Origin of the sequence: Leucobacter sp. cx-42 (assembly GCF_014529985.1) — a bacterium.
Lineage (GTDB): Bacteria > Actinomycetota > Actinomycetes > Actinomycetales > Microbacteriaceae > Leucobacter.
The window spans coordinates 51,874-78,801 of record NZ_JACVMU010000004.1 but is presented as its reverse complement, the minus strand read 5'-3'; the positions used below and the strand labels follow the sequence as shown (position 1 = coordinate 78,801).

Below are 26,928 nucleotides of genomic sequence, written 5' to 3'. Positions count from 1 at the left end.
CACGTTCCCCCTACAGAAGCAAAGGCAGCACTGAGATGACTGAGAATCAGATCAACCCCGAGGCAGATCTCGACGCAGCGCTCGACGCGCTGGTGCAGTCGACCGATTCGGTCGCTGATGAGGCTGTAGAAGACGCTCTCGATATTGATTCGGCAGAAGAGGCAAACGCCGCTGCTGCAGCTATCGAAGACGAAGAGACCGAAGCAGATGCAGACGCCGCAGTTGCTGGCGACGCAGAGGCTGAGGCAACCGAGGGCGAAGACGGCGAGTCGGAAGAGACCGACTCGGCTGTTGACCCTCTCAAGGCTTTCAAGAAGGACCTCCGCCGCCGTCCCGGTAAGTGGTTCGTCATTCACACCTACGCAGGTTACGAGCGCAAGGTGAAGTCGAACCTCTGGAACCGTCGTGAGGTCATGGGCACCGTAGATGACATCTACGAGATCCAGGTCCCAATGGAAGAGGTCATGGAGGTCAAGAACGGCCAGCGCAAGATGGTCACCCGCGTTCGTATCCCGGGTTACGTTCTTGTTCGCATGAACCTCAACGAGGACACCTGGTCGGTTGTCCGTCACACCCCTGGTGTGACCGGCTTCGTGGGCAACGCTCACAACCCTGTCCCGCTGCGCCTCAACGAAGCTTTCGAGATGCTCAAGAGCACCGTCGAGCTCGACGCAACCGCAACTCAGAAGGGCTCGGCAGCTGCAAACGCAGTCGCACAGGGTCAGGTTGAGATCGACTTCGAGATTGGTGAGACCATCACGATCAAGTCGGGTTCGTTCGAGGGCCTCCCCGGTACCATCAGCGAGATCAACCCCGCTTCGGGCAAGCTCACCGTTCTGGTGTCGCTGTTCGAGCGCGAGACTCCGGTCGAGCTCGGCTTCGACCAGGTCACCAAGCTTGCGTAAGTAATTACGAAGCAAAGCGCCTGTCTGGGATTCCAGACAGGCGCTTTCTTGTTTCCGGGGTTGGTGGAAGGCGCTTGCACATGGCGCGGTGAGTTTCCCCACCCACCCAACGACGGCCGAGGCAAACCCGCATCCCGCGCATTGATTAAGCTTGCAGGGTGAACTCTGTGACTTCCGCGCCCAAGTCCGCGGCGCCCCGCGTACGCGTCGCGCTCTGGGATAACGCCCGTTTCGTGCTCATCGTGCTTGTTGTGATCGGCCATATGATCTCGACGATCCGCACCACGACCGATTTTGGCTTTGCGGCCTACGCGTTCCTCTACCTTTTCCACATGCCAGCAATGATCATGCTGTCTGGGCTCTTCGTGAAGCCAGAGGTGAACCCGAAGGCGATCCGCTCAACCATTCAGCTCATCGTTATTTGGCTCCTGTGGGAAGGCATCTGGGCGATCATCAAGTTCGTAGTGAATGACCAGACCCCGGGCAAGGGCTTCCTGGTGAACTCCTCGTGGACGCTCTGGTTCCTCGTCACCCTCGCAACCTTGCGAATCATCTTCCCGTACATTGCGCGCTTGCGTCACCCGCTGACGTTCTCCATCGTGCTTGCCCTGATCGGCGGACTCAGCCCCGTCATCGGCACCAACTTCTCGGTCGCCCGCACCCTTGCCTTCCTGCCCTTCTTCGTCATCGGCTGGAAGATCAAGGACCAAAACCTCCTCGGCGGCGATTGGTTCATGCGCCCGCGCGCGCTCACCCGCATTGCCGCCGCCGGTACCCTTGCGCTCATCGCGGCTGCGTTCTTCCTGCCCGCAATGCACAAGAGCAGTTGGCGGATCGACAAGTGGCTCACCCACCGAGACAGCTACCAGTGGCTCTTCAAAAACGCGCCTCTTGGCGACCTCGTTCCGCACGGCTGGTGGGCCACCGCGGGGCTCGGCATTCTCATCACCGCGATCCTGATGTTGATTGCCGGCATCATGACGCTTGCCTTGCTGATTCTCGTGCCGCGCGTAGAGAACGGCATGACGCCATGGGGTTCGCGCACGCTGTTCGTATACCTGCTGCATGGCGTAGTCATCTGGAGCCTTCGTGAGGCCGGTGTCATTGACGCCGCTGGCGAGCTCGGCAACTGGGGCTTCCTGATGCTCATCGTGGGTGCGATCGGACTGTCGATGCTGCTGTCGATGAAGTGGGTCACCAAGGTGTTTGCCATCGTTGTCGAGCCGAAGTTCGACTGGATGCTCAAGCGCGACTGAAGCGCGCCGAGGCGTGACCGAAGCGCCACTGAATCACGACCAGTACGCCGCTGAGGCGCGGTCTTGGCGCTCAGGTCAGCGCACACCCTTGAAGGCCGTCCAATTGCCAAACTAGGCTGGATGGCATGACGGGTATCCAATCGGAACAATCGGGCGAGGCCGCCCTACGCATCTCCGGGCTTGTGAAGCAGTTCGGGGAGAACCTCGTGGTGGCAGGCATCGACCTCGAGGTGCCCACCGGCTCCTGCTACGGTTTGGTCGGCCCGAACGGCGCTGGCAAGACCACGACGCTGTCGATGGTGACGGGCCTGCTGCGGCCTGACGCGGGGCGCGCCTGGATCCATGGCGTAGACGTGTGGGAAGATCCGGTTCCAGCGAAGGCAATGATCGGTAATTTGGCCGACGGTGTTCGCTTGTTCGACCGACTGACCGGTGATCAGCTGCTCACCTACACGGCGATGATCTTTGGCGTCCCGCGCGAAGAGATTCCCCAGCGCGTAGCCGACCTCATCGCCATGATGGATCTCGGCGCAGCGGCAGGCAAGATGGTCACCGACTATTCGGCCGGCATGACGAAGAAAATTGCACTCGCATGCGCGCTCGTCCACGCACCGAAGCTCCTCGTGCTCGACGAACCGTTCGAGTCCGTTGACCCGGTCTCGGCTGCCAACATTGAGGACGTACTGCGCAGCTACACCGCTTCGGGTGGCACGGTCATTGTGTCGAGCCACTCGATGGATCTGGTCCAGCGCCTCTGCGACCACGTTGCGATCATCGCTGCGGGGCAGCTGCTCGCGGCAGGCACCGTTGCTGACGTGCGTGCGGGCGAGACCCTGCAGGAGCGCTTCCTCACACTCGTGGGTGGCCGCCACACTTCGGAGGGACCGACGTGGTTGCGACAATCCTAAAGCTCCGTTTCCGAATTCTCGGGAACACCCTCACCCGGAGTCCCTGGCGCATTGTCGGCCTCGTTTTTGGTATCTTCGGTGGCCTCTGGCTCCTGTTCCTTGCCGCCGCTGGCATGGTCGGGCTGCTGGTGTTTGCTGACGCTGATGCGACGCGATCCGCCGTCGTGATTGGCGGCGCCGCGCTCACGCTCGGCTGGGTCATTGGCCCACTGGTGTCGGCTGGCATGGATTCAACCGTCGACGCGGATCACCTGGCCCCGTTGCCACTCTCTCGCACGCAGGTCATGCAGGTACTCATGGGTACTGGTCTCACCGGTGTTCCTGGCATCATCACGACCTTGGCAGCACTCACGACAGTCATTGCGTGGTCACGCTCGCCCGTCTCTGCGATCGTCGCGGTGCCCTGCGCGCTCATCGGCGTTGTCTTGTGTGTGCTCGCGAGCCGTCTGCTGGGGGCGGTCTCGGCGTCGAGCGGTGGTCGCAGGTGGCAGGAGCTCCTCGGTACGATCGCGCTCTTCCTGCTGATTCTGACCGGGCCGATCATGACCGCGGTCACGGCCGTGCTGTCCGATGCGACCGATCTTGCTGGTCGATTCGCCCAGTTGACCAGGGTGCTGGAATGGACGCCGATCGGCGCGATCTGGGCGGTGCCAGGTGACGCGCTTGCAGGCAACTGGCTCCTTGCGCTCGCTCGTATCGCGATTGCACTCGTGACGATTGTCGCGCTCTGGTTGCTCTGGGGCTACACGCTTGATCGCCGCGTCAGCACGCCAGCCAAGAAGTCGACGCACACGGCAAAGGCAGGCGAGCTCGGCCTCTTCGGCAAGCTGCCGACCGGACCGTTCGGCGCGACTTTGGCGCGGTCGCTCACGTTCTGGCTGCGCGATCCGCGCTACATGCGCCAGCTCATCGTGCTCCCGCTGTTCCCGATCCTCATGCTGTTCACCTCTGGCGTGCAGAGCATTCCGTTCGCGCTCTCAGGCGTCTTAGCTGCGTTCATGATGTGCACGGCCACCTACACCGACGTTTCATACGATGGCACGGCATTTGCCTCGGTACTTGCGACGGGTGCGCGTGGGCGCGCGGATCGGGCCGGCCGGCTCCTTGCTTCTGCGATCGTCATCACCCCGCTGATTTTGCTGCTCGCCATCGTGCCGCCCATTGTGGCGGGTTATGCGAACTACCTGCTGCCTGCGGTAGGCACGGCGGTCGGCGTACTCTTTGTTGGCTTCGGCGTCGCAGCGGTGTCTTCCGCGCTGCTCGTGATGCCCGTCGCGGCACCCGGCGATAATCCGTTCAAGACGGTGCCTGGCCAGACCTTCCTGAATGGCCTCGCGGTGTTTGCAGTCATTGGCGTGACCGGTCTGCTCAGCCTGCCTGTGGTCGGCCTCTGTATTGCGAGCATCGTCATGTCGTCAGCGCCGCTCGGCTGGCTGACGCTGGCCGTCGGCGTCGTCTGGGGCCTCATCGTAGCCGCGCTCGGCATTGTGTTCGGTGGCAATGCGTTCGACCGAAATGCGCCCGCGCTGCTGGCACGCATCAGGGCATTCCCCACGGCCTAACGTGCAAAGGGCGCCGCACAGAAAACCTGTGCGGCGCCCTTTCGCGTATCCGGAACCCTTACGCCTCGTCCTTCGGCACGAGCAGCTGGTGCTGCGCGAGCTCGCGGTAGAGCGGAGTGGACTCGACGAGCTCAGCGTGCGTACCCTCGCCGACGACCTTGCCGCCGTCGAGCACGATGATCTTGTCCGAGTCGACAACCGTCGAGAGGCGGTGCGCGATGACGATGAGGGTACGACCGGTCGAGACCGAGTCGAGGGCCTCACGCATGAGGCGCTCGTTCACGCCGTCGAGCGATGCAGTCGACTCGTCGAGCAGCAGAATCGGGGGAGCGGTGAGTAGTGCACGCGCAATCGCGAGGCGCTGCTTCTCACCGCCGGAGAGCATGATGCCGTTCTCGCCGACGGGCAGGTCGAGCACCGACGAGAGTGCGGGCACGGTGCCACGGTCGAGCTGCTCCTGCGTGCGGTCGAGCAGGCCGCCGAGGTTCACGGCGCGCAGCACACGCTCGCACGCGGCGTCGGACGCGTCGGGCGACGCCAGGCGCAGGTTGTCGCGCAGCGTTCCTGCGAGCACGGGAGCGTCCTGCTCGACGTAACCCATCTGCGAGCGCAGCTCGCGGCGGTCGAGCAGGCGCAGGTCTGCGCCGTGCAGGGCGACGACGCCAGCTGCGGGATCGTAGAAGCGCTCGATGAGGCCAAGAATGGTGGACTTGCCGGCGCCCGAGGGGCCGACGAGGGCGACGCGTGATCCGCGGGGGACATCAAAGGTGACGCCGTGCAGCACCGGGGTCTCAACGATGGTGGCAGGGGCCGCTTCCATGTCTCGTCGGGCGCCGCGGCCCGACGAGCGCACGAGATCGCGGGCATCTGCGCGCTCGGGTGCTGCCGAGCGGTAGTTGAAGTGGACGTCCTCGAAGCGGATCGCGGGAGCGGCGTCATCGCTCACGGTCGCGAGCGGGACGATCTGGCCGGTGGGTGAGCGATCCGCGTCCCGTTCAGTCTCGGTCTCGAGCGCAGTGATCTCCTGGATACGGCCGAGCGCACCGAGCGCCTGGTTGACCGCCGAGATCGCGCCGAATGCCTGGCCGAGCGGCATGACCATGAGGAACAGGAAGATGATGAACGTGACGAGCTGCGCGATGGTGATGGCGCCGGTAGCGACGCGGAATCCGCCGAGGCCCAGCACGATCAGGAACGAGAGCTGCATCGCGAGGAACGAGATCGGCACGATGAAGGCCGAGATCTTCGCGACCTTGAGACCGAGCGTGTACGCCTCGGTCGCATCCTTGACGGTCGCGGCTTCCTCGCGCTCGGTCGCGCCAGCGGCTCGAATGGTGCGGATCGACGAAATCGAACGATCAACCTGGGCGGCGAGGTCGCCGACCTTCTCCTGCGAGCGGGCAACAGCCGGGCGGATCTGGCCCGAAATCAGCACAACGGTGATGAGTGCGACGACGATAACCGCGAAGGTCATACCGAACAGCACGGGATCGATGACGAGCATGCCGATGAGCGCACCCACGAAGACGAGGAGGCCGCTGATTGCCTCGACAAGGCCCTGCGTGAGGACCGCGCGCAGCAGCGTCGTATCGCTGCCCACGCGGGAGACCAGGTCGCCGGTGCGACGCTGATCGAACTGCGAGATCGGCAGGTTCATGATCTTCGCGATGAGGCGCTTGCGGCTCGTGAGGACGACGCCCTCACCCATGCGCTGCAGGACGAAGTGCTGGATGCCGCTGAGGATCGCGCCAACGACAACGATGCCGGTGAGGATAGCGAGGAGGCCACCGAGGGCCTCGCCCGCTTGCACCTTGTTGATGATGAGGCCAAGCATCGGGGGCTGCACGAGCGACGCGATCGCGGCGACGATGCCGAGTACGAGCGCCACGACGAGCAGCTTGCGCTGCTCGAACAGGTAGGGGATGAGCTCCTTGAACGAAGCGCGTGGGCCACGCGGCTGCGACGATGCGCTGCGGCCGGGCCTCGATGCGCCTCGACGCGAACGCTTCGACGAAGCGTTCGGTGATTCGTTGGTCGACCCGGGAGCGGTTACATCAGATGTTTCAGCCACCCCAATACTTTACGCCAGACCGCTGGGTGGAAGCCCGAGAATGACACACCTTTGGCACTCGTGACGGAAACGAGATGCGAGTTGTGTGCTGGTGGGTGGAGAGTGGGTGGCTATGCGGGGTCTTCAACGGTGTGGAAGGCGAGCCATTCTTCCCAAGTTGCTCCGAAACCACTCACGAGGGACGGGGTTTCCGCAGCGGCTGCAAGGCCGAGGAGATAGAGCTCAAGATGGCGTATGTGGATCTCGGTGGCGCGCTCATTGCTGGTCGGAAGATTCGGTCGTAAATGGACGACGGCAAGCATGAGATCGGCCGCAGTGAAATCATGTGGGACGTACCCGGCCTCGGTGTCGTGTGCGATGAGGACATCGAGAGCGGATCGCAATTCGACAGTGTTCTGCTCAATCTCGGGTGATGTGAGTGCTTGGCGCCAGGACCCGACCGTGAGCGGACCTGTTGCCATGGTGATGTGGAGCCGGAGGAAGCGGGCCACGGTGCTGGAGTCCCGATGGTTGTGGATCGCTTCAGTGAGGCCGGGCGTGAGCGGCTCTGCGGCGACTTCTCCCGTGAGGCTTGCCCGCGCGACCTCGGTCACTTCACACAGTGCGAGTGATCGCAGTCGCAATACGAGGTCGTCTTTGCTGGGAAACCTGCGGTAGATACTTGCGATGCCGATTCCTGCGTGCTCGGCAACCGCTGACATGGGAGCCTGCCAGCCGCGTTGGGCGAAGACCTCACGCGCTGCCTGCAGCAGGATGCGGTCGTTATCGCGGGCTTCGCGTGCGCGACCGCGGAGTGGCGCTGTTGCGGCCGCAGGCGTCTCTGACGGTGCGGCGGCTGTAGTGAGCTTGGCCGCGAGTGGAGGCCCGGCTTCATCGGTCATGGTTTCCATAGTACTGAGTTCGGTGTTACCATTTCCAATCGGAACGAAACATTCCGTTCCGAATTTGAGAGGTGAAAATGACGACGCAGACTGCTCAGGCACTTGTACGATCTCCGGAACACCGAGTCTCACGCGCTGGTCTAACCCTCGCGCTCGCTTCGGCGGTACTCGCGTTCTCAATGATGCAGACGCTGTTGGTCCCTGCTCTTCCGGTGTTTGCCGCTGAACTCCAGGTAGACAGCGCCACCGCGGGATGGATTCTCACGGCATACCTGCTCAGCGGCGCCGTTGCAGCGCCGGTTATCGGCTCGCTGGGGGATCGCTTCGGACATCGTCGCATTCTCATCTTGGCGATGCTGATCTTTGTCGCGGGCGCCGCCCTCGCGGCAATTGCCTCGACGTTGCCGCTGCTCCTTGCTGGTCGAGTGCTACAGGGTGCGGCCACTGCGTCATTCCCACTCGCCGTTGCGATCGTGCGGTTGCAGCTTGTTGGAAGTGCTCAGGCGACCGCAATTGGCTGGCTGTCAGGCACGCTTGGACTCGGTGCAGGACTCGCGCTTGTCGTCGGCGGCGCGGTGGTCGACTTCCTGAGCTGGCCCTGGCTGTTCATTGTTGGCGGCGTGCTCGGCCTGCTCTCCATCGCCCTGGTGCTCTGGCAGGTGCCTGGTTCGGCTGCGCCAGCAGTCAAAACCCGTCCCGACTGGGGCGGCATTGTGCTGTTGGTGACAACCCTGCTGCCGCTTCTCCTCGTGGTATCTCAGGGTGCGAGCTGGGGGTGGGGTTCACCGGTCATCCTTGGGCTGGCAGGAGTCACCGTCATCAGCCTGATCGCGCTCGTGCTCGTTGAACGTCGTGTTGCCGCGCCCCTGGTGGATCCGCGCCTGGTCACACACCGCGCGCTCGCAGCCACGAACCTGCTCACCGTCTTCCTCGGCTTCATTCCGTACGTGTTCTACGTGGGACTGCCCGTACTGTTGCAGGCTTCGCCCGCGCACGGTGTCGGGCACGGGCTTGGCGTCACCGCGACCGGTGTCGCGCTCTTGCCTGGAGCTATTCTGGTCTTTCTTGGTGGGCGGCTCACGCCCTGGCTTCTCGGCCGTATGAGTGGGCGTTGGGTTGCAGCACTCGCACTCGGGGTGATGCTGCTTGGTGGCGTGGGTATTGCGGTTCGCCCCGAGTCGTTGTGGGTCGTCGTAGTGTTCTTCAGTCTCATTGGCCTGGGAAACGGGATTGGTTTTGCGGTCATCGCCGAACTCATCGCGGGCAATGTCCCAGCGGCTGGTCTGGGCGCCGCGCTTGGGGTGAACGGCGTGCTGCGCACGGTCGGTTCTGCGCTCGGCACCCCGATTGCCACGCTCGTGCTCACCACTGTGGGTCTGACCGCTGCCGGCACACAGGGCACTGGTACATTCTCGGCGCTCTTTGGGGCTGCAGCCGTGGTGTCACTTGTTGGCGTGATCGCTGCGTTCCTTGTGCCGAAGCCGAAGCCGGAGCGACAGCGCTGATTCGGTCCACGGGTGCTACTGACATTTCTGGAAGCGATACCCCTTCAACCCTGGCGTCGTGAGGTCGCGGTCGCGCAGCACCATCCACTTGGGCTTGCCCTGCGCCTTGCAGACCTTCGCGAAGGTCGTGCCTGCGTCCTTGAGACCCTCGGGATACTCAACATCGATCACCTGCGAACCGTACGTCTTCGTGTAGAAGCCGCACTCGTTGTAGGCACCGCACGATTCGGCCACGGCAAAGTCGAAGCCAGCCGACTTCTTGAGCGAGGCCGCATACGCCGGAGCGTTCTTCTGCCCGGCGGCAAGGCCCGCCTGGTGCGCGACCTGCACGAATGACTTCGCGAGCGCCGCGTTGTGGGACTGCTTGAGCGCACCGTGAGAGCGCTCGAACGTGTCGAGGTTGTCGAACTCGACGGCGTCGTACCCGGCGCGAGCGCAGTCTTCGATCCACGGCTTCACGCGCTTCAAAATCCCGGAGCGCGATGTCGCCGTCGACGTATCGAGGATGACCTCGTCTGGCCGCGCTGGGTCATAGACCGGCTTGCCACCGCGTTGCAGCAGCAGACTCTTCGGCCACGACTTCAGCTCGCCCGGCTGCGTCTGGAAGCCGTTCACGTAGCAAATGGAGTAGACACCTGTGGCTGGCGGATCCGAGCGATCGCGACCCACAATGCCGACCCCGGCTGCCGGCTTATACGCGCCACCGAGCTGGTAGTCGGGGGTCGCGCCCTTCGGCAGGAGCCTGGGAGCCGAGGCAGGAGCAGTGGCAGCAGAGCCGCCAGAAACACCAGCGGCGTGCGCTGAGTCAGTCTCAGCGCACGCCGTGAGTGTGAGCGCGCAAGCTACCGTGAGTGCACACGCGGCCAGGGCGTTGGCCAATGCTCGCCTGTGCGGTGCAACGTTGCGCGCTCTCGAATTCATGTGACCGAGCTTAGCCCTGCGGCGTGCCCGGCACGAGCTGCATCGTTGGCCCCTCGGTACGAATACGACGCGCAGTCACCGCGAGGTGGAGTGCTGCCTCGGCAGCCTCCTTGCCCTTCGACTCGGGAGCACCGGGTGCGCCCGATCGATCGATTGCCTGCTGCTCGTTATCGGTCGTGAGGATGCCGAAGCCGACAGGGCGGCCGGTATCGAGCTGCACGCGGGTGAGGCCGTCGGTTACGGAGTTCGCGACGAAATCGAAGTGCGGGGTGCCGCCACGAATGATGATGCCGAGGCACACCACCGCGTCGAAGCCGCCGCCACCCTGCTCAGCAGGGGTGAGCGCAGCCTGCGCGGCGAGGGGCAACTCGAAGGCGCCTCCCACGCGGAACAGGGTGTGATCCGCGCCCATGCCCATGATGGTTTCGTGCGCACCCTTGATGAGATCGTTCATGATCTCCTGGTGCCAACTGCCCGCGATGACGGCGACCCGGAGGCCGGTTGCGTCTACGCGAAGGTCAGGTGCTCCTGCGCCACTCATAATTACTCCTTGGAATCCGGTCGGTGGGTTAGATCGAATCGGGCAGCTGGTGCCCCATGCGGTCACGCTTCGCGTTGAGGTAGCCGACGTTCTTCTCGTTCACACCAACGACGAGGGGAACGCGCTCAGTCACGACGATGCCGTGCTCCTCGAGCTGCGCCACCTTGTCAGGGTTATTCGTGAGCAGGCGAACCGAGGGGATACCGAGATCAGCGAAGATCTCTGCGGCAGCGGTGTAATCGCGTGCATCGGCGGGCAAGCCGAGGCGAACGTTGGCATCAAGGGTGTCGACGCCCTGCTCCTGCAGCTGGTACGCGCGCAGCTTGTTCGCGAGGCCGATGCCACGACCCTCCTGGCCGCGCAGGTAGACGACAACGCCGCCTTCCTCGTGTACGCGATCCATTGCTGCTTCGAGCTGCGGGCCGCACTCACACTTCAGCGAACCAAAGGCTTCACCGGTGATGCACTCCGAGTGGACGCGTACGAGCGCGTCCTTCCCCGGCAGCTCACCCTGCGCATTGAGCGCGACGAGCGCGAGGTGATCCACACCCGTGCGACGGTCGCGGTACGCGAGGGTCCGGAAGTCACCGTGTGAGGTCGGCAGCAGGGTGTCAGCGCGGCGGCTGACACGACGGCTGTGGCGATCTGCGGGTGCGGGGCAGCCCTCAGGGTCGTGCTCGTTGAGGTACGCGATGAGCTGCTCGATCGTGATGACCGGCACGCCTTCGCGGGTGCCGAGCTCGACGAGGCCGGGCAGACGCATCATCTCGCCGTCTTCTGCGACGATCTCGGCGATCACTGCGACCTCGCGCAGACCAGCGAGGCGCATGAGCTCGACGCCGGCCTCGGTGTGGCCGTCGCGCACGCGCACGCCGCCGTCAACCGCACGCAGCGGGAGCACGTGGCCGGGACGGTTCACGCTCGTCGGCGATGAATCGGGGTTCGCGAGGGTGCGCAGAGTGTGCGCGCGATCGCTCGCGCTGATGCCGGTCGTGACACCCTCAGCCGCATCGACGGTGACGGTGTACGCGGTGCTGCGCACGTCTTCATTGCGCTCCACCATCATTGGGAGGTCGAGCTGGTTCGCGATCTCATTCGACATCGGGGCGCACAGCAGACCCGACGACCAGCGCACGGTCCACGCGATCCACTCGGGGGTCGCCAGCTCAGCCGAGAGGATGACATCGCCCTCGTTCTCACGGTTCTCGTTGTCAGCGACGATGACGGGACGGCCGTCCTTGATCGCTGCAATCGCTTCTTCGATGGTGGAGATACCAGGGATGCTCATGAGAGGGATCCTTCGTTGGTGGTGATGGAAGAGGGAAGTTCGTGGACCGGGCGGTCGAACTGGAGCATGCGCGCGACGTGGCGAGCGATGATGTCAGTTTCGACATTGACGCGGTCACCGGGGGTGAGCGCGCCGAGAATGGTTGCTACAAGCGTCTCAGGAATGAGCGAAACCTCAAACCACTGATCTGCGTCGCTTGCTGGCGAAATGTTCGAGACGGTGAGTGACGTACCCGAAAGCGTCACGGAACCCTTGTCTACAAGCAAGGGAGCGAGCTCTGCGCCAATCGCGAAGCGGTAGGTCTTCCAGTTGTCTTCTGGTGTCATAGAGAGGAGCGTCGCGGTGCCATCGACGTGGCCCTGCACGATGTGTCCGCCGAGGCGGGTATCGAGGCGGGCTGCACGCTCGAGGTTTACGCGGCTGCCGACCGTGAGATCGCCGAGCGCCGACATGCGGATCGACTGCGCCATCACATCTGCGGTGAACGTGCCGCGGCCATCCGCGGTTGCACCCTGTTCGATGACGGTGAGGCAGACGCCAGAGACGCAGATGGATGCGCCGTGGGTGGCGTCTGAGGTGACGAGCGAGCCAGCGATGGTGAGGCGCAGCGAGTCACCCACGGGGGAGATGTCGACGATCTCGCCGATTTCCTCAATGAGTCCGGTGAACATGATCAGTTCTCCTCTGTGTTGGTGGTCAGCGCGGCGGTGACGAGGAGGTCGTCGCCGAGCTGTGAAATTTGGGGGCGGTCGAGGCGGACGATGCCTGCCAGCGACGCGATGCCGAGATCGCCGACCGCGAGCTTCTCGCCGCCGAGGAGCGCGGGAGCGACATAGACGAGCACTTCGTCTGCGAGGCCTGCCGCGATGATCGCGCTCGCAACCTTGGGGCCGCCCTCGACAAAGACCGAGGTGATGCCGCGCGCAGCAAGCTCCGCAAAGTCGGCCGCGAGATCTTCGCCAGTGAGGCGGATCGGTGCCGCAAGACCGCGACCAGCAAGTGCCGGATGAGCCAAGATCTTCGCCTCAGCCGGAATCTCGCGCCGCCCGAGTACGACCGGAATCGGCTGCTCAGCGGCCGGAACCAGCAATGAGCCGTCAGCAGCCCGCGCCGTGAGTGACGGATCATCAGCGAGCAACGTCCCCGTCCCCACAAGAATCGCGTCAGCCTGTGCCCGCCGAAGGTGCACGTCAGCGCGCGCCTCGGGACCAGTGATCCACTGACTCGAACCGTCAGCTGCCGCGGCACGACCGTCAAGAGTCTGCGCCCACTTCACCATCACACGCGGGAGGCGGATCGCGGCCGCAGCCTCCGACTCCTCGCCATGCAACGCTGCCTGCGCGCTCGCCGCAGCTGCGGCCTGGCGTTCGAGCCAGCCGCGCAGCAAAGCCTGTGATTCAGCGGCGAGGACACCGCCGGTGACGCTGATGCCGGCTGCTTGCAGCGTTGCGGATCCGCCGCCCTCGGTCTTACCGGGATCTGTGAGTGCGTAGACGACCGCGCCAACTCCGGCATCAGCGAGCGCCACAGCGCACGGGCCGGTGCGGCCGGTATGGTTGCATGGCTCGAGCGTGACCACAGCGGTCAGCTCGGCCATGCGATCGCGCCACTCGGCAGGAATGCGAGCGAGCGCGGAAGTTTCTGCGTGCGGGGTGCCTGCACCCTCGTGCCAGCCCTCAGCAATGATGCGGCCATCGGCGTCGATGAAGACGCATCCCACCTGCGGGTTTGCGTTCTCGGCGGGGCCACGCGCTGCGATTGTGAGCGCACGCTGCATCGCATCAACGACAGTGCGTTGCGATGTCTGCTCAATCATCCGAATCCGCCATTTCTCAAGCGTGACCGGGTGCGCAGAACGCCGTCGGGGTCGCCGACGGGCTGCGTTCCTCTCATCCGGACTAAGCCCGCACACTCACGAACTACTACCGTCGGCACCGGAATTTCACCGGTTCAACACCCGCAGGTTGCGAGTGCTCGCGGACTTTCACCGCCGGTTTGGAATCTCACCAACCCCGGAACACGTTTTCCACTGTAGTAGCTGCCGCCTGGGAGCGGGGAAATTTCTGCCTGGAGCGGAACGCAGAAAAAGTGGCGGATCACGGGAATAAAAAGGGTGGTGCGCGAGTAACCTCGTTATGGTCTCGTGGCGCTGTCTTCCCTTGGGTAACTTCCATGCCAGTATCTATGTTGTGAAGAAGCGAATCCTCTATTTCTTATTGATTGTGATTGCCATCTTGGTTATTGCTTTTGTAATTACTTGGGTTGCATCAAAGACCGGGATGGATTTCGGACCAGGTCTTACCGTCGCTTCATCGCTGGCGCTTCTAGCCGTGACTTGGTCATATGTTAGTCACACCAAATCGTTGGTAGACGTAGAAAAAGAGATGCTGGCTAGCCAACATAAACAATCGCATTATGCTGCGGTTAGTCAGATGTGGGGGCTTGTACTCGAGGCGGAAGACACGATCACGTTTATCCGACATGGTCTTCGGAGCCCTCTCGAGCCGGATCTCAGTTACAACGAGCGCCTCGACGCGATCACGACCCTCTCAGACCAAGCAAAGAATATGCGTGAGCACAGTTCAAAGGTAGTTCGTCTTCTCGTCGACATCGAAGGCGGCTTGGAGATGCGGGGTATGAAATCAGCAGGTAGCATGCTGGATCTTGGTCTCGACTTAATGAGATACACGAGGGTTCTCCGCGAAGAGCTCTTGAACGCCGTCAAGGAATCTCGTTCATTCTCCGTCGAGAACTTGGTCGGCGCATGGGAGAACCCTGAGCTTGAAAGCGATCGATCGGAGGCACGATGGTCAGACTACGTGGCTGGAAAAACAATTATAGAAATTGATGAGTCCATCACAGAGTTCCGGTTGGACTGCCGCGAAGAGATACGAGCGCGAGGCGCCGCGTAGCCGTGGTCTTTAACTGAGGCTGCAGACGCATATGGAACGAAGAAACGGATGCAACGAATAGGCAGCCTATTGAATCTGGGACAAAACTCGGTGAATTGGCGCAAGCGTCGATCTCCCAACAGTAAATGGCTCCCTCAGATAGTTCTGAGGGAGCCATTTACTGTTGGGAGATCACGAATCGCTGAGTGTCGCCGGCTAGTGAGTTGCCGTCTGGAGCGTCCGTGTCTCACCACGAAGTGGCTGGGGACGCGAGGTGGAACTCTTGGAAAGTACCCTGGCCAGCGAGCACGCAGAGTGAACTGCTTGGTGGACCCGACTTAGCGGCGCAGGATGCCCATTGCGTCGTATGCGCGGTTGAGCGAAGCCTGAGCGACCTCGTTGGCGCGGTCAGCCGCACCTGCGAGGAGACGATCGAGTTCTGCGGGGTCAGCGAGCAGCTCTTCGGTGCGCGCACGCACGGGGGCGAGCTCAGCCTCGACGACCTCAGCGACAGCCTTCTTCAGGTGGCCGTAGCCGAGGCCAGCGAACTCTTCCTCAAGCGACTCGATGGTGCGGTTGCCGAGCACCGAGAAGATGGTGAGCAAGTTCGAGACGCCGGGCTTTGCCTCGCGGTCGAAACGAATCTCAGCCTCGTCGTCGGTCACGGCGCGCATGATCTTCTTCGTCGTCACGTTCGACGGGTCGAGCACCTTGATGAGGCCAGCCTCGGTCTCGGCAGACTTCGACATCTTCGCGGTCGGGTTCTGCAGATCGTAGATCTTTGCCGAACCCTTCGGGATGACTGCCTCGGGCACGACGAAGGTGTCGCCGAAGCGCGAGTTGAAGCGCTGCGCGAGGTCACGGGTGAGTTCGACGTGCTGACGCTGATCCTCGCCGACGGGAACCGCGTTCGCCTGGTACAGCAGAATGTCAGATGCCATGAGGATCGGGTAGGTGAAGAGACCAACCGACGACGCCTCGATGCCCTTCTTCTGCGTCTTGTCCTTGAACTGGGTCATGCGGCTCGCCTCACCGAACCCGGTGAGGGTGTTGAGGAGCCATGCCAGCTCAGCGTGTGCCGAAACGTGCGACTGCACGAACAGGGTCGACTTCGCTGGGTCGATGCCAGCAGCGATGTACTGCGCAGCGGTGCGACGGGTACGAGCGGCGAGCTCCTTGGGGTCCTGCGGAACGGTGATTGCGTGCAGGTTCACGACGCAGAAGAACGCGTCGTAGTCTTCCTGCATCTGCGTCCACTGGCTGAGGGCGCCAATGTAGTTGCCGAGCTGGAGCGAGTCGCTCGAAGGCTGCATGCCAGAGAAGATGACGGGCTTTGCGGGGGTGTTCTGTTCAGTCATTACTGCTTCTTTATGCTCTATATATTTCGGCGGCGAAAGTGTGGTGCGATGCGCTTCGCGATCCGCGCCCCACGCGTGTGAGCGAGGCGCTGCGAAGGGTGCGCGTTAGATGCGGTAGTCCGCGATGACGGGCGCGTGGTCCGACCAGCGGGCGTCGTACGAGGGGTAGCGGTCGACCCGGTAGTCAACAACGCGCTCAGCAAGCGCGGGGGTGACGACGTGGTAGTCGATACGCCAACCGGTGTCGTTGATGAACGCCTGACCGCGGTTTGACCACCAGGTGTAGGGGCCGTCAATCTCGCCAGCGAAGGTGCGCCCGACATCGACCCAGCCAAGGCCGGGACCCTCTGAACCGTCAACGCCGGTCACGGTCTCGCCGCGCGCGCCGAAGTAGCGGTCGAAGAATGCGCGTTCCTGGGGAAGGAAGCCCGACTTCTTGACGTTGCCCTTCCAGTTTTTGATGTCGAACTCGCGGTGGCCAACATTGAAATCGCCCACGATTGCGACGTTCTGGTACTCATTTTCCAGCTCGGTCATTCGCTTGCCCATCGCCTCGAGAAACGCGAACTTCGCGTCCTGGCGCGGGGTGCCGACCTCACCGGAGTGGGTGTAGTTGCTGATGACCGTGATGCTCGAATCACCGAGGGGGAAATCAGCCTCAAGCCAACGGCCAGACGACTGGATCGACTCCTGCTCATCGGGAGCACCGAGACCGACGCGGTGTGCGGTTGCCGGGACACGGCTGGCGATCGCAACACCCGCGCGACCCTTGATTTCACACGGATCGTGGAGCCAATGCCAACCACGTTCACCAAGGAATTCCTGCAGGTGCTCGTCCTGAGCACGTACCTCCTGGAGCGCGAGTACGTCGACGCCACTCGCGTCGAGCCACTCGCCCATGCCCTTACGGAAAGCGGCACGAATGCCGTTGACGTTTACCGATGCAACGCGCAGAAATTCAGACATGTCTGTCATTCTATGGCGCATATTGACGACACGCAGCCTCGCAAAGCCCAAGAATTCGCGAACCACGGTTTACACTTTCGGACTTGACTTATCTGAATCACAACGGTGTAATTATTGACGACCCACGATGACGTGGCTCGGAAAAAAGTTTTACCCGGAGGAGATGTACAGATGACGACACCAGCGCGCGCTCACATCCCGGGTGATTGGTACGTAGATCCGGTTCTGCTCGGAATGCCGGGCATCCGCCAGGAAGACGAAGTTCTTGCTTGGCAGGGTGACGCGCTGTGTGCACAGACCGACCCTGAGGCTTTCTTCCCTGAAAAGGGCGGATCCACCCGTGAAGCAAAGCGCATCTGCGAGAGCTGCGAGGTGCGCGCTGAGTGCCTCGAGTACGCTCTCGAGAACGATGAGCGCTTTGGCATCTGGGGTGGCCTTTCAGAGCGTGAGCGTCGCAAGCTGCGTCGCGAAGCTATCTAACAGCAGCGGATCCGCGCCCACCGATCTCCCGGGGGCACCCGCTTGCCCATTTTGCCGATCTTGCTGATCGACAGAATGCGGCACGCCTCCAGCTTTCCGCAGGTGTAGCGGCCTAAACTGGCCGCCATATGCGCAGCAAAGTGACCGTCGTTCTCGTCGCCAACCAGGGCGGAGAATGGCTCAACGAAACAGTTTCTGGGATTAGGTCGCAGACCCGTGTGCCGGCGACCCTTGTCGCGGTAAACAACGGTGGCGGCACTCGCGTGGATAATCAGCTCCGCGAGGCTGGGGTGGACGCGATTGTCGCGCTGCCCTCGAAGGTGTCGTTCGGCCGTGCGGTTGCGCAGGGCGTTGAGAACCGGCCACAGTCACCGGCGGCTTCAAATGACGAGACTGACTGGTTCTGGTTGCTCAGCGAAGACGCGTGCCCTGAGCCCGAGGCGCTCGACCACATTCTTGCCCGCGTTGAGGTGGCCCCTTCGGTCGTCGTCGCAGGCCCCAAGCTCGTTGACTGGGATCACCCCGAGCGCATCATCGAACTTGGTCAGAGCCTGACGAAGCGTGGCTCGCGCTGGTTGCTTCGCCGCCAGGAGCTCGATCAGCAGCAGTACGACCACATGCAGGACGTCATGGGCGTTGGCCCGGTCGGCATGCTCGTGCGCGCCGACGTCTGGGAACAGCTCGGCGGCTTCGACCCTGCCTACGCGACCTACGATGACGGTCTCGATTTCTCGGTGCGCACCCGCCTCGCTGGTTACCGCGTTGAGGTTGCCGCAGAATCGCGCGTCCGCTTCGCACGCAGCGGCGTCGCCGGCCCCCGCATCGACCGCAGCCGCTCGGTGTTGCGTCAGGCGCACCGCCAGGCGAGGACCTCGCACCTGCACCGTCGCATCGCCTACGCGCCCGCATATCTTGCGGCGCTGATGTGGATCGGCCTGCCGTTCCTCTCTATTGCACGCGTCGCGTGGGCGCTGATCCGCGAGCAGCCGGGCAACATGTTTGCCGAGTTCGTCTCGGCATGGTCGGTGTTCCTGCGACCCAAGATGCTCGTGCAGTCGCGGAAGCGCGTGAAAGCGGCCTCCCACGTCGGCTGGCCCGCGATCCGCCAATTGCGCATTGACCAGAAGTACGTTCGCACCGCGCGAATGATCGACCGTGAGGCGATCCTTGCTGCGCAGGGGCGACAGAAGCGCGAGATTCATTTCATCTCGACCGGTGGTCTTGCGGTGCTCATCGCGACGTTTGTGCTCGCGATCGGTATGACCTGGTGGGCGATTCCGCACACGAGTCTCATTGGTGGCGGAATGGCGCCGCTCAGCGACTTTGCCGAGCTATGGCACAACACCCGCATGATCGATGGTGTTCCTGCTGATCCGTTCACCTGGGTGCTTGCGGTACTTGGCTCGCTCACGTTCTGGAACCCGTCGCACGCTCTCGTAATTCTCGTGATTGTTGCGATCCCGCTCTCGGCCATGGGTGCCTGGACCTGGGCAGCGCAGCTCACCGAGTCCCGTGCCGGCCGTGCGATCACGGCGCTTGGCTTCGGTCTGAGCCCGGTACTGCTCGGCTCCATTGCTGCCGGGCGTCTGACGACCCTAATTCTCGCGATCGTGTTGCCGTGGCTGTTGCTCGCTGCGACCCGCTGTCGCGAGTCCTGGAGCTGGGCTGGCACCGCTTCGCTGCTCGCTGCCGTCGCGCTCGCGTGCGCTCCCGTGCTGTTGCCGGTCGCGCTCGTGTTCCTGGTTATCGGTCTCTTCAGTAGCGTGCGCGGCATTGCTCGCGTGCTCACGGTCGCGATCGCACCAGCGGTGCTGTTCGCACCGAAGATCATTCACGCGCTGTGGAGCGGATCGCCCCTGAACATCTTCATGGATCCCGGCGCTGTGTCGCCCTTCGAACCGGGCAACACCTGGCACCTGCTGCTCGGCTTCCCCGAGTTTGGCCTTGAGGGCTGGGGCAAGATCTTCGAGGCCATCGGCCTGGGTGGCGCACCTGCGACCCTGCTGGTCGGTATCCTCATGCTGCCGCTCGCGCTCCTCGCCCTGCTCGGTCTCTACACGGGTCGCATCGCGGTCACGGTGTTGAGCGCCCTGTTCGGCGGACTTGGCATGTTCATCGCGATCATGTCGAGCAACTTCGTCCTCACGACGAGTGGTGACACCGGAGTCGCGCTGTGGCCCGGATCGGGGCTCGCGCTGTACTGGCTCGCGATCGTCTCGCTCGCTGCGCTCGGTGCTGAACTCATTGGTCGCGCCGCTCCCGCGGTCATTTCGGTCGCAGTGGTTGGCGCGCTCGTCGCGGTGGGCCCGCTGGCATTGACGCTTGCGACTGGCAACGTTCCGCTCGCTGAGCAGCACCAGCAGACTCCCGCCATCGTGCAGGCAGCTGGCGCAGGCAACACCACCACGCGCACCCTCGTCCTCACCGCGACGGGCGACCGCGCGGTACGAGCTGAGGTGCTCATTGGTGCTGGTACGCGCATGGACCAGATGCGTACCGCAGACTTCCGTAAGGAACCGACTGCGCAGGACAAGGAGATCGCGGATCTCGTCGGCGCACTCGGTTCAGTCGGTGACGCGAGTGTTGAGCAGCGCCTGCAGGATGCTGGCGTGAGCTTCGTGCTCCTCACCCCCGGGCCAGACGCCAGCGCAGACGCGGAGATGCAGCGCATCTTCGAACAGCACGTTGAACTGCTCAGCGCAGGTTCGACCGAGCAAGGCTTGCTCTGGCGCGTGGCTGATGATGTCGTGCAGAAGGCAGACGAGGGTTCCACCTCGCGCGTGCTCGCGGGTACCAACCTCAGCGGTCACACGATCTGGATCATTCAGGTCATCGTGCTCCTCGGCATGTTCATGCTCGCGCTCCCGACCGGTGAGGTCGTCGAACAGCCTGAGCGCCGCGTGAAGCCTGCGAAGGTGAAGCCGCCGAAGGCCGCAAAGTCCGAGAAAGAGCCGAAGCCCGAGAAGCAGCCGAAGCCTGAAAAAGAACCGAAGCCTGAGAAGGTGAAGAAGCCCAGGAAGCCCAAGAAGGGCGCCGTGGTTGCGGCTGACGCTGCGGCGGTAGCTGAGACTCCGGTCGAGGCCGTGGTCGATGCCCCCGCTGATACCGAAGCTCCCGAGGCTGATGCTCATGCTGAGGTCGACGCTGTGGCAGCGGCTGAACCGGTAGCGGCACCCGCGGCCGAGACCGAGACCGAGGTCGAGGTCGAGGTCGAGGTCGAGGTGCCTGAGGCTCCCGCGGCTCCCGCCGCGCCCGAAGCAACCGACACCGACACCGAGGAGGCGCGCTCATGAGCGGCCGCACCAACATTGTTCGGGGCAGCGTTCGCGCCGCCACTGGTCTGATCATTACCGGTATCGCAGCAACCGCAGCGATCGCGCTTGGCACCGGCCAAGGCTTCCAGGTGGAGCGCCCGCCGCTCGCGCTCAACGTCGATACGCAGCAGGGGGGCGAGCAGCGCCTCGTCTGCGCCGGACCGTTTGGCGAGCTTGGCGCTGACCCGAGCCAGCCAGATGTCTCGATTCCTGTCGGCTCGGTTGGCGTCGCATTTGCGGCGGCTGACGGAGTGACCGCGGGGGAGCAGACACTGCACCCGAACAACGGGTCAACCGACGGTGGAAAGACGTTCACCGGTGCGACCGGTGAGACAATGAGTGCGGCGCAGTATGCGGTCGTGAAGACCGCGACGGTTGCCGGCGCAGCTGCGTCGACCTGCACCGAGCCCGCGAACAGCCAGTGGCTCATCGGTGGCGCGTCCACGCTCGGCGTCTCAACGACCGTGACGATCGGAAATCCCTCTGGCGTCATTGCGACCGTGCACCTTGCGGTGTTCGATGAAAATGGGCGGATCGATGCCTCAGAGGCTGCAGGCGTCATCGTCCCGGCTGGCGGTCAGCAGACCGTGTCGTTGAACGGATTCGCTCCCGATCGCGCACGTCTCGCCGTCCAGGTGACGAGCACGGGTGCTCCGGTAACGGCATCGCTCAATGTTGCTCACATTGTCGATCTCACCCCGTTCGCGATTTCTTCCACCACGCGTCAGCTGCGTCCTGCGATGACCTCGGTCATCCCCGCGGTGACGCACCGAGATGTCTCTGGTCGCGAAAACCGCGCAAGCGATGCTGGTGACGGCGACGAGGTTCCGGTGTCGGTTCGCGTGATCGCGGCAGACGGCGCTGAGGGTGTCGCCCGCGTGCGCGCCGTCGATGCCTCGGGTTCGAGCACCGAACTCGGCACGATCAATCTGGCTCCCGACACCGTTGGCGAGCTCGTCGTGAACAAGTGGCCGACCAAGGCAAACGCCGTCATCGTTGAGTCAGACGTTCCCGTGTACTCGGCCGCACGCGCAGCCGCACGAATGCTCGGAAGTCAGGACTACGAATGGCTCTCGGCTGCTCCCGTCATCGCGGCTGACACTGAAGCCGCGGTGCCCGCAGTCAAGGGCGGACAGCTCGTGGTCACCAATCCCGGCACGACCACCGCTGAGGTGAGTGTTCGTGCAACCGGCGGTGCAACCGCAAACGTCAAGGTGCCTGCGGGTGCAGCGGTACCCATCGCGCTCAGCGACGCGTCCGTGCTCTCGACCGATGCTCCCGTCTACGCTGCAGTGCGCATTGTTGGCGACAACCGCATCGCTGGCTACCCGATCGTGCCAGAGATCGACCGTGACGGCGAGCTGACGGTGTACCTGCGGTGATCCGCGCCCAGCATCACGTCTTAGAATTACCACTATGAGTCATCGGGATCGATTGTCGCGAGGCGTCGCACGTCGGCACGATCGGCGACCGATTCGGTCGTCGATGGCTGGGCCGTCGATTATGGACCCCGGCAACCGGGTGACGAAGTTTGAACGTTGGGCGCGAGCAGTCGTTGACTACTTGCAAGCAGAGTTCTCAGACGAGCTTCAGAACGTGCAGATTGGCTTCCAGACTGCGCCATACCCCGAGGTGCGTGGCACCGACGAGAGTCAGATGCCGCTGTTCTACAACGTGAATCGGGCGGAGCGCACGATCGTGTTGTATCGCATGCCGATCCAGCGCGCCCGTGGCCTGCACGTCGATGATGAAGAGCACCGCAGGTACTTTGTCGAGCACTGCGTCTATCGGGCCGTGTGTGAGTACCTTGGGCGAGAACCATGGGAACTCTTGCCCGGGCGATTTGAACACTTCTGACAGGTTGTCCCGATCCGCGCCACGTGACAGGCATAATGGTGTCATGACTGCACGGATCTTGGTGGTTGACGACGACCGGGCCCTCTCTGAAATGCTGACCATGGTGCTTCAGGGTGAGGGCTTCGCAATCGAGCACGCCTTTGACGGCACTGAGGCTGTTGAGGTGTTCCGCAAGGTACGCCCCGATCTCGTGCTTCTCGACCTGATGCTGCCCGGCATGGACGGCATTGAGGTCTGCGAAGTGATTCGTGAGGAGTCGGGCGTTCCGGTCATTATGCTGACCGCGCGCACCGATACGCGAGACGTCGTGCGCGGCCTGGAAGCCGGCGCCGACGACTACGTCGTGAAGCCGTTCAACCCGGTCGAGCTTGTCGCGCGCATCAAGGCACGTCTGCGCGAGATGCCGGCAACTGCTGGTGAACGCCTCCACATCGGCGATCTCGAGATCGATGTCACCGGCCACGAAGTGCGCCGCGGTGACCAGGTGATCTCGCTGACGCCCCTCGAATTTGATCTGCTCGTGATTCTCGCGCGCACGCCCCAGCAGGTATTCACTCGCGAGGTGCTGCTTGAGCGCGTGTGGGGGTACCAGTACAAGGCTGATACCCGCCTCGTGAACGTCCACGTGCAGCGCCTGCGCGCGAAGATTGAGCCTGACCCCGACCGTCCCGTCATCGTGACGACGGTTCGCGGCGTTGGCTACCGCGCCGGCGCGCGCTTCCAGTAAGGCACTCTCGTGGCTGACTCCGGGAAGCGGTCGCGCTTCAGCCTTGCGCTGCGTCGCGCGCGACTGCGCTTCATTCGCCTGATTGACCCGGTATTTGGTCCGTTGCGCCGCCTGTGGCAGGACTCGCTCATGGTGCGCACCATGGCGACAACGGGCGTGCTCACAGGTCTCATCGTTGTCGTGACCGGCGCGATTTTGCTCGCGAGCATCAGCAGTGACCTGTACAGCTCGCGCAAGAGCCAGTCCCTGGAAGATGCCGCGCGAGCGACGCTTGCGGCGCAGCGTTTCATCGATGCCTACGATGCGGCGGATCGCGGCGGTCTTTCCACCCTGTCTGCTTCGGTGCGCCGAACGGTGCAAGACACCTCGGCCAGCCAGATGATCTACGTGCGTCGCCAGCCAGGTCAAGCTCCGTTCCTTGAAGCACCGCAGGAGTTCAACACGAACTCGGCGCTTATGGACGCGGTCACCCCTGAGCTCGCGGAAGCGTTGAGCGATGGAAACGATCCGCAGTATTTGCAGCCGGTGACGTTCATCAATCAGGACGGTACGCAGTCACCAGGCCTGGTGGTCGCTTCGACGCTGGTGTTCCCCGCTGGCGCTGGGACGTATGACCTGTACATCGGATACGACCTCTCCAACACTCAGGAGACGCTCGCGTTCGTGCAGCGAACGTTCTTGCTCGCTGCTGTCGGCATGATGCTCTTGATCGGTGCCCTGGTGTGGACGATGAGTCGTATCGTGTTCCGTCCGATCCGCTCGGCTGCCGAGACGAGTAAGCGCGTTGCTGGCGGCGATATTTCTGCGCGAATGCCGAGGCAGAACGACCACTACTTTGACCAGCTCTCAACGAGCTTCAACGAGATGGCAGATACGATTCAGGCGCGTATCCGCGAGCTCGATGAACTGTCTGCGATGCAGCAGCGCTTCGTGTCAGACGTCTCGCATGAGCTCCGGACGCCGCTGACGACGATCCGCCTCGCAAGTGCCGTGCTCCAGGCACAGCGCGACAGCTTCGACCCGTCGCAACAGCGCGCGGTCGAGGTGATGGAAACGCAGCTTGTGCGTTTTGAATCGTTGCTCGCTGATCTGCTCGAGATTTCCCGGTACGACGCGGGTCACGTGACGCTCGAACGTGAATCGACCAAGATCGTGCCGCTCGTTGAAGAGATTGCTGACCAGCTGCGTCCGCTGTCATCGAGTCTCATTGAGGTGCGTCCGATTGGTGGATACACACCGATCGAGGTTGATGCGCGGCGCATCCGCCGCATCGTGTCGAACCTGGTCGGTAACGCGATCGAGCACGGCGAGGGCAAGCCCGTCGTCATCACGATCGACTCGAACGAGAGCGCGGTTGCGATCTCGGTGCGTGACTGGGGTGTCGGTATGACGTCTGACGCGCTTGAGCACGTGTTCGACCGATTCTGGCGCGCGGATCCCTCGCGCAAGCGCACCCTCGGCGGAACGGGCCTCGGCCTCGCCATCGCCTTGGAAGACGCGACCGCACATCAGGGATCGCTTGAGGCATGGTCGGCACCTGGCGAGGGATCGAACTTCCGCCTCACCCTGCCACGCTCGTCCCGCAAGGCTGTCGGTGTCTCGCCGCTGCCCCTCATTCCAGAGGATGCGGCAGTGGAGGGCACGGTGCAGGTCACCGGAAACTGGCTGAAGCGGAAGCTGCGCCGCGTGACGGGAACGTCGAAGGAGGAGGGCGCATGATCCGCCAACGTCGACTCAGTGGTTCGGTCCTGCCGGTCGCACCTGCAACCGTCGGGCCTCGGTCCCGCCGTGTTGGTGCGGCGATTGCGCTCACGCTCGGTTTCGGTCTGCTCGCGGGATGCGCGGCAATTCCTGCGCACGGACCGGTTGAGGTCGGTCTTGCCGACCTTGCCCAGGGCGAGCAGCAGGTGCAGTTCAACCCGTCGGGCCCACTCGTCGGTTCGAGCCAGGAAAACCTTGTGCGCGGCTTCGTGCTTGCCGCGACTTCGAGCACCGATGACTATGCGGTCGCCCGCGAATTCCTCACGCCTGACTATGCCCAGCAGTGGGACCCGTACGCTGGCGTCATCATTGACGAGGGCACGCGACCGTTCCGCAAGGGAGCAAACGACACCGGTCTTCTCTCCGTCTCGCAATCCGCCGAGATCGACGAGTCAGGCACACTGCTGCCAGCGCGCCCAGGGCCGAGCATCGACATGCGCTTCGAGTTCGAGATGGTCGGAAATGAGTGGCGGATCGCCTCAGCCCCCGCTGGCATCATCGTCGACCGGGCAAACTTCTCATCGATCTGGTCTGCGCATCAGCTCTACTTCGTGGATCGCAACGGACAGCTCACGCCTGAGACACGGTGGTTCCTCAACCGCGCAGCGTTGCCCACAGAAATCGTGACCGAACTTCTCGAGGGCCCGAGCAGTCTCTTCGTGACCCAGGTCGAGAACGCATTCCCCGCTGGCACCGAGGTGCGCGGCGATGCCGTGGTCATTATTGATGGCATTGCGCAGGTCGATCTCACCGGATTCACCCCGCCCACCCACGCCGACGAGCGCAAGATGCTCGACCAGCTGCTTGCGAGTCTTCAGGCCGTGCCGGGGTGCTCAGGCGTGCGACTCTCGATCGATGGCGTGGTCATCGCAGAAGATCAAGAGACCGACCAGCAGTCCAAGCCAGAGACCCGCGGGCGCCAGCTCATTGGCGTGCGCGAAGACGGTTTCGGCCCCATCTCCAGCGGCGTGATTCATCCCATGGCAAACCTCAGCTCGGCCATCACCGAGCTTGACCCAGATGCCGTCTCGCTCGGCAAGAATGACGCGCTCGCCGCAGTGCGCCATGAGGGCGGCGTGAGTCTGGTGACGCAGGCCGAGACCATTCCAGTCGACAGTCGTGCGCAATTGCTCGAGCCGAGCATCGACGACTGGGGCTGGGTCTGGACCGTTGCAGCTGATGCTCCCGGCCTTGCTCGCCTCACCGCAGACAGCGGTGAGCAGAGCGATATTCGACTGCCGTGGTCGAACGCGGGGGAGGTTGCAGCGGTACGTGTTGCACCTGGCGGCAACCTCATCGCTGCGCTCGTGGAAGACGGGCCGAACAGTGTGGTGCTCGTCGCCGGGGTTACCCGAGACGAAGCAGGCAAGCCGATCGGCATCGCCGAGGACGGCGTGGAAGAAATGTGGGCAACCGGAACACCAATCGATCTTGATTGGATCGACCACACCCGCTTCGTCACCCTCACCGGGACCGGCAGCTCGACGTCGAAGGTCACCGTCGGCGGCGTAGGCGTCTTCTCGTATGAGCAGGGGAGCGTGCCGGACGGCATTCAGGTGTCTGGCAGTGGCGGCCGCGCGCAGATCCGCGTGCGGAGCTCGGCTGACTTCGTCTTCGCGCCGCAGGGCGGCGGCTGGCAGCGCGTGGAAACCGACGTACAGGCGCTCGCCACTCGCGGCTAGTCACGAGAAGTTCTCGTACCCGTTGCGAACCGGCTCTTGCCAGGACAAGACTTT

22 protein-coding genes and 1 riboswitch are annotated in these 26,928 nt (G+C 63.3%); of the genes, 13 read left to right on the top strand and 9 right to left on the bottom strand.

Features of this window, described 5'->3' with window-relative positions; all coding sequences use genetic code 11:
• Window positions 1-35: 35 nt before the first annotated feature.
• The 4 genes from nusG (at window position 36) to ICM05_RS04635 (ending at window position 4,631) form a co-directional block, all read left to right on the top strand.
• Window positions 36-905 (top strand): transcription termination/antitermination protein NusG, encoded by an 870-nt coding sequence (gene nusG / locus ICM05_RS04650; RefSeq protein WP_188023420.1) that lies wholly within the window; start codon window positions 36-38, stop codon window positions 903-905.
• Window positions 906-1,072: 167 nt separating this feature from the next.
• The gene (locus ICM05_RS04645; RefSeq protein WP_188023419.1) at window positions 1,073-2,161 is read left to right on the top strand and encodes an acyltransferase family protein; all 1,089 of its coding nucleotides are present in this window, start codon (window positions 1,073-1,075) and stop codon (window positions 2,159-2,161) included.
• 125 nt (window positions 2,162-2,286) lie between these two features.
• Window positions 2,287-3,069 carry an ABC transporter ATP-binding protein gene (locus ICM05_RS04640; RefSeq protein ID WP_188023418.1) on the top strand — a complete coding sequence of 261 codons (783 nt, stop codon included), beginning with the start codon at window positions 2,287-2,289 and terminating at the stop codon, window positions 3,067-3,069.
• The gene (locus ICM05_RS04635; RefSeq protein ID WP_188023417.1) at window positions 3,051-4,631 is read left to right on the top strand and encodes a hypothetical protein; all 1,581 of its coding nucleotides are present in this window, start codon (window positions 3,051-3,053) and stop codon (window positions 4,629-4,631) included. The genes ICM05_RS04640 and ICM05_RS04635 overlap by 19 nt, the downstream gene beginning before the upstream one ends.
• A gap of 58 nt (window positions 4,632-4,689) precedes the next feature.
• Here the strand turns inward: ICM05_RS04635 and ICM05_RS04630 are convergent, their stop codons facing one another.
• Both ICM05_RS04630 and ICM05_RS04625 read right to left on the bottom strand, forming a co-directional pair.
• Entirely contained in the window at window positions 4,690-6,708 is a 2,019-nt protein-coding gene (locus ICM05_RS04630) for an ABC transporter ATP-binding protein (RefSeq protein ID WP_370566766.1), read from the bottom strand.
• Window positions 6,709-6,812: 104 nt separating this feature from the next.
• Complete coding sequence (locus ICM05_RS04625; RefSeq protein ID WP_188023415.1) at window positions 6,813-7,583, bottom strand: TetR/AcrR family transcriptional regulator; 771 nt, start codon at window positions 7,581-7,583, stop codon at window positions 6,813-6,815.
• Window positions 7,584-7,660: 77 nt separating this feature from the next.
• Between ICM05_RS04625 and ICM05_RS04620 the strand changes: the two genes are divergently transcribed.
• Entirely contained in the window at window positions 7,661-9,088 is a 1,428-nt protein-coding gene (locus ICM05_RS04620) for an MFS transporter (RefSeq protein WP_188023414.1), read from the top strand.
• A 15-nt stretch (window positions 9,089-9,103) separates the two neighbouring features.
• Here ICM05_RS04620 and ICM05_RS04615 read toward each other — a convergent pair whose 3' ends face one another.
• From ICM05_RS04615 to ribD, 5 genes are read right to left on the bottom strand one after another with little or no spacing between them, the layout of a single operon-like run.
• Window positions 9,104-10,009 (bottom strand): endo alpha-1,4 polygalactosaminidase, encoded by a 906-nt coding sequence (locus ICM05_RS04615; protein ID WP_188023413.1) that lies wholly within the window; start codon window positions 10,007-10,009, stop codon window positions 9,104-9,106.
• Between the two features lie 10 nt (window positions 10,010-10,019).
• Window positions 10,020-10,550: a 6,7-dimethyl-8-ribityllumazine synthase gene (gene ribH, locus ICM05_RS04610; RefSeq protein ID WP_188023412.1), complete on the bottom strand. Its 531-nt coding sequence runs from the start codon at window positions 10,548-10,550 to the stop codon at window positions 10,020-10,022.
• A gap of 28 nt (window positions 10,551-10,578) precedes the next feature.
• On the bottom strand, window positions 10,579-11,838 hold the full coding sequence (gene ribA, locus ICM05_RS04605; RefSeq protein WP_188023411.1) for a GTP cyclohydrolase II: 1,260 nt from the start codon (window positions 11,836-11,838) through the stop codon (window positions 10,579-10,581).
• Window positions 11,835-12,509 (bottom strand): riboflavin synthase, encoded by a 675-nt coding sequence (locus tag ICM05_RS04600; RefSeq protein ID WP_188023410.1) that lies wholly within the window; start codon window positions 12,507-12,509, stop codon window positions 11,835-11,837. The genes ribA and ICM05_RS04600 overlap by 4 nt, the downstream gene beginning before the upstream one ends.
• Before the next feature lie 2 nt (window positions 12,510-12,511).
• The gene (gene ribD, locus ICM05_RS04595) at window positions 12,512-13,654 is read right to left on the bottom strand and encodes a bifunctional diaminohydroxyphosphoribosylaminopyrimidine deaminase/5-amino-6-(5-phosphoribosylamino)uracil reductase RibD (RefSeq protein WP_188023409.1); all 1,143 of its coding nucleotides are present in this window, start codon (window positions 13,652-13,654) and stop codon (window positions 12,512-12,514) included.
• 61 nt (window positions 13,655-13,715) lie between these two features.
• Window positions 13,716-13,862: riboswitch (FMN riboswitch) on the bottom strand.
• A gap of 165 nt (window positions 13,863-14,027) precedes the next feature.
• Between ribD and ICM05_RS04590 the strand changes: the two genes are divergently transcribed.
• The gene (locus ICM05_RS04590) at window positions 14,028-14,750 is read left to right on the top strand and encodes a hypothetical protein (protein ID WP_188023408.1); all 723 of its coding nucleotides are present in this window, start codon (window positions 14,028-14,030) and stop codon (window positions 14,748-14,750) included.
• Between the two features lie 317 nt (window positions 14,751-15,067).
• Here ICM05_RS04590 and trpS read toward each other — a convergent pair whose 3' ends face one another.
• Together trpS and ICM05_RS04580 are read right to left on the bottom strand one after the other, a co-directional pair.
• Window positions 15,068-16,087 carry a tryptophan--tRNA ligase gene (gene trpS, locus ICM05_RS04585; protein ID WP_188023407.1) on the bottom strand — a complete coding sequence of 340 codons (1,020 nt, stop codon included), beginning with the start codon at window positions 16,085-16,087 and terminating at the stop codon, window positions 15,068-15,070.
• 105 nt (window positions 16,088-16,192) lie between these two features.
• Window positions 16,193-17,053 (bottom strand): exodeoxyribonuclease III, encoded by an 861-nt coding sequence (locus ICM05_RS04580; RefSeq protein ID WP_188023406.1) that lies wholly within the window; start codon window positions 17,051-17,053, stop codon window positions 16,193-16,195.
• A gap of 171 nt (window positions 17,054-17,224) precedes the next feature.
• On the opposite strand from ICM05_RS04580, the gene ICM05_RS04575 reads away from it, so the two are divergent.
• The 7 genes from ICM05_RS04575 to ICM05_RS04545 all read left to right on the top strand — a co-directional run bounded on the left by ICM05_RS04575 (window position 17,225) and on the right by ICM05_RS04545 (window position 26,874).
• Window positions 17,225-17,533, top strand: a complete 309-nt coding sequence (locus tag ICM05_RS04575; RefSeq protein WP_188023405.1) for a WhiB family transcriptional regulator — start codon at window positions 17,225-17,227, stop codon at window positions 17,531-17,533.
• A gap of 128 nt (window positions 17,534-17,661) precedes the next feature.
• Window positions 17,662-20,826 carry a glycosyltransferase family 2 protein gene (locus ICM05_RS04570; RefSeq protein WP_188023404.1) on the top strand — a complete coding sequence of 1,055 codons (3,165 nt, stop codon included), beginning with the start codon at window positions 17,662-17,664 and terminating at the stop codon, window positions 20,824-20,826.
• Window positions 20,823-22,229, top strand: coding sequence for a DUF5719 family protein (locus ICM05_RS04565; protein ID WP_188023403.1), 1,407 nt, complete (start codon window positions 20,823-20,825; stop codon window positions 22,227-22,229). The genes ICM05_RS04570 and ICM05_RS04565 overlap by 4 nt, the downstream gene beginning before the upstream one ends.
• A 34-nt stretch (window positions 22,230-22,263) precedes the next feature.
• The gene (locus tag ICM05_RS04560; protein ID WP_188023402.1) at window positions 22,264-22,704 is read left to right on the top strand and encodes a metallopeptidase family protein; all 441 of its coding nucleotides are present in this window, start codon (window positions 22,264-22,266) and stop codon (window positions 22,702-22,704) included.
• A 43-nt stretch (window positions 22,705-22,747) separates the two neighbouring features.
• A complete protein-coding gene (mtrA, locus tag ICM05_RS04555) occupies window positions 22,748-23,431 on the top strand; it encodes an MtrAB system response regulator MtrA (RefSeq protein WP_188023401.1) in 684 nt (227 codons plus the stop codon).
• A gap of 9 nt (window positions 23,432-23,440) precedes the next feature.
• Entirely contained in the window at window positions 23,441-25,150 is a 1,710-nt protein-coding gene (gene mtrB / locus ICM05_RS04550; RefSeq protein WP_188023400.1) for an MtrAB system histidine kinase MtrB, read from the top strand.
• On the top strand, window positions 25,147-26,874 hold the full coding sequence (locus tag ICM05_RS04545; protein WP_188023399.1) for an LpqB family beta-propeller domain-containing protein: 1,728 nt from the start codon (window positions 25,147-25,149) through the stop codon (window positions 26,872-26,874). Before mtrB ends, ICM05_RS04545 begins: the two co-directional genes overlap by 4 nt.
• Window positions 26,875-26,928 lie beyond the last annotated feature (54 nt).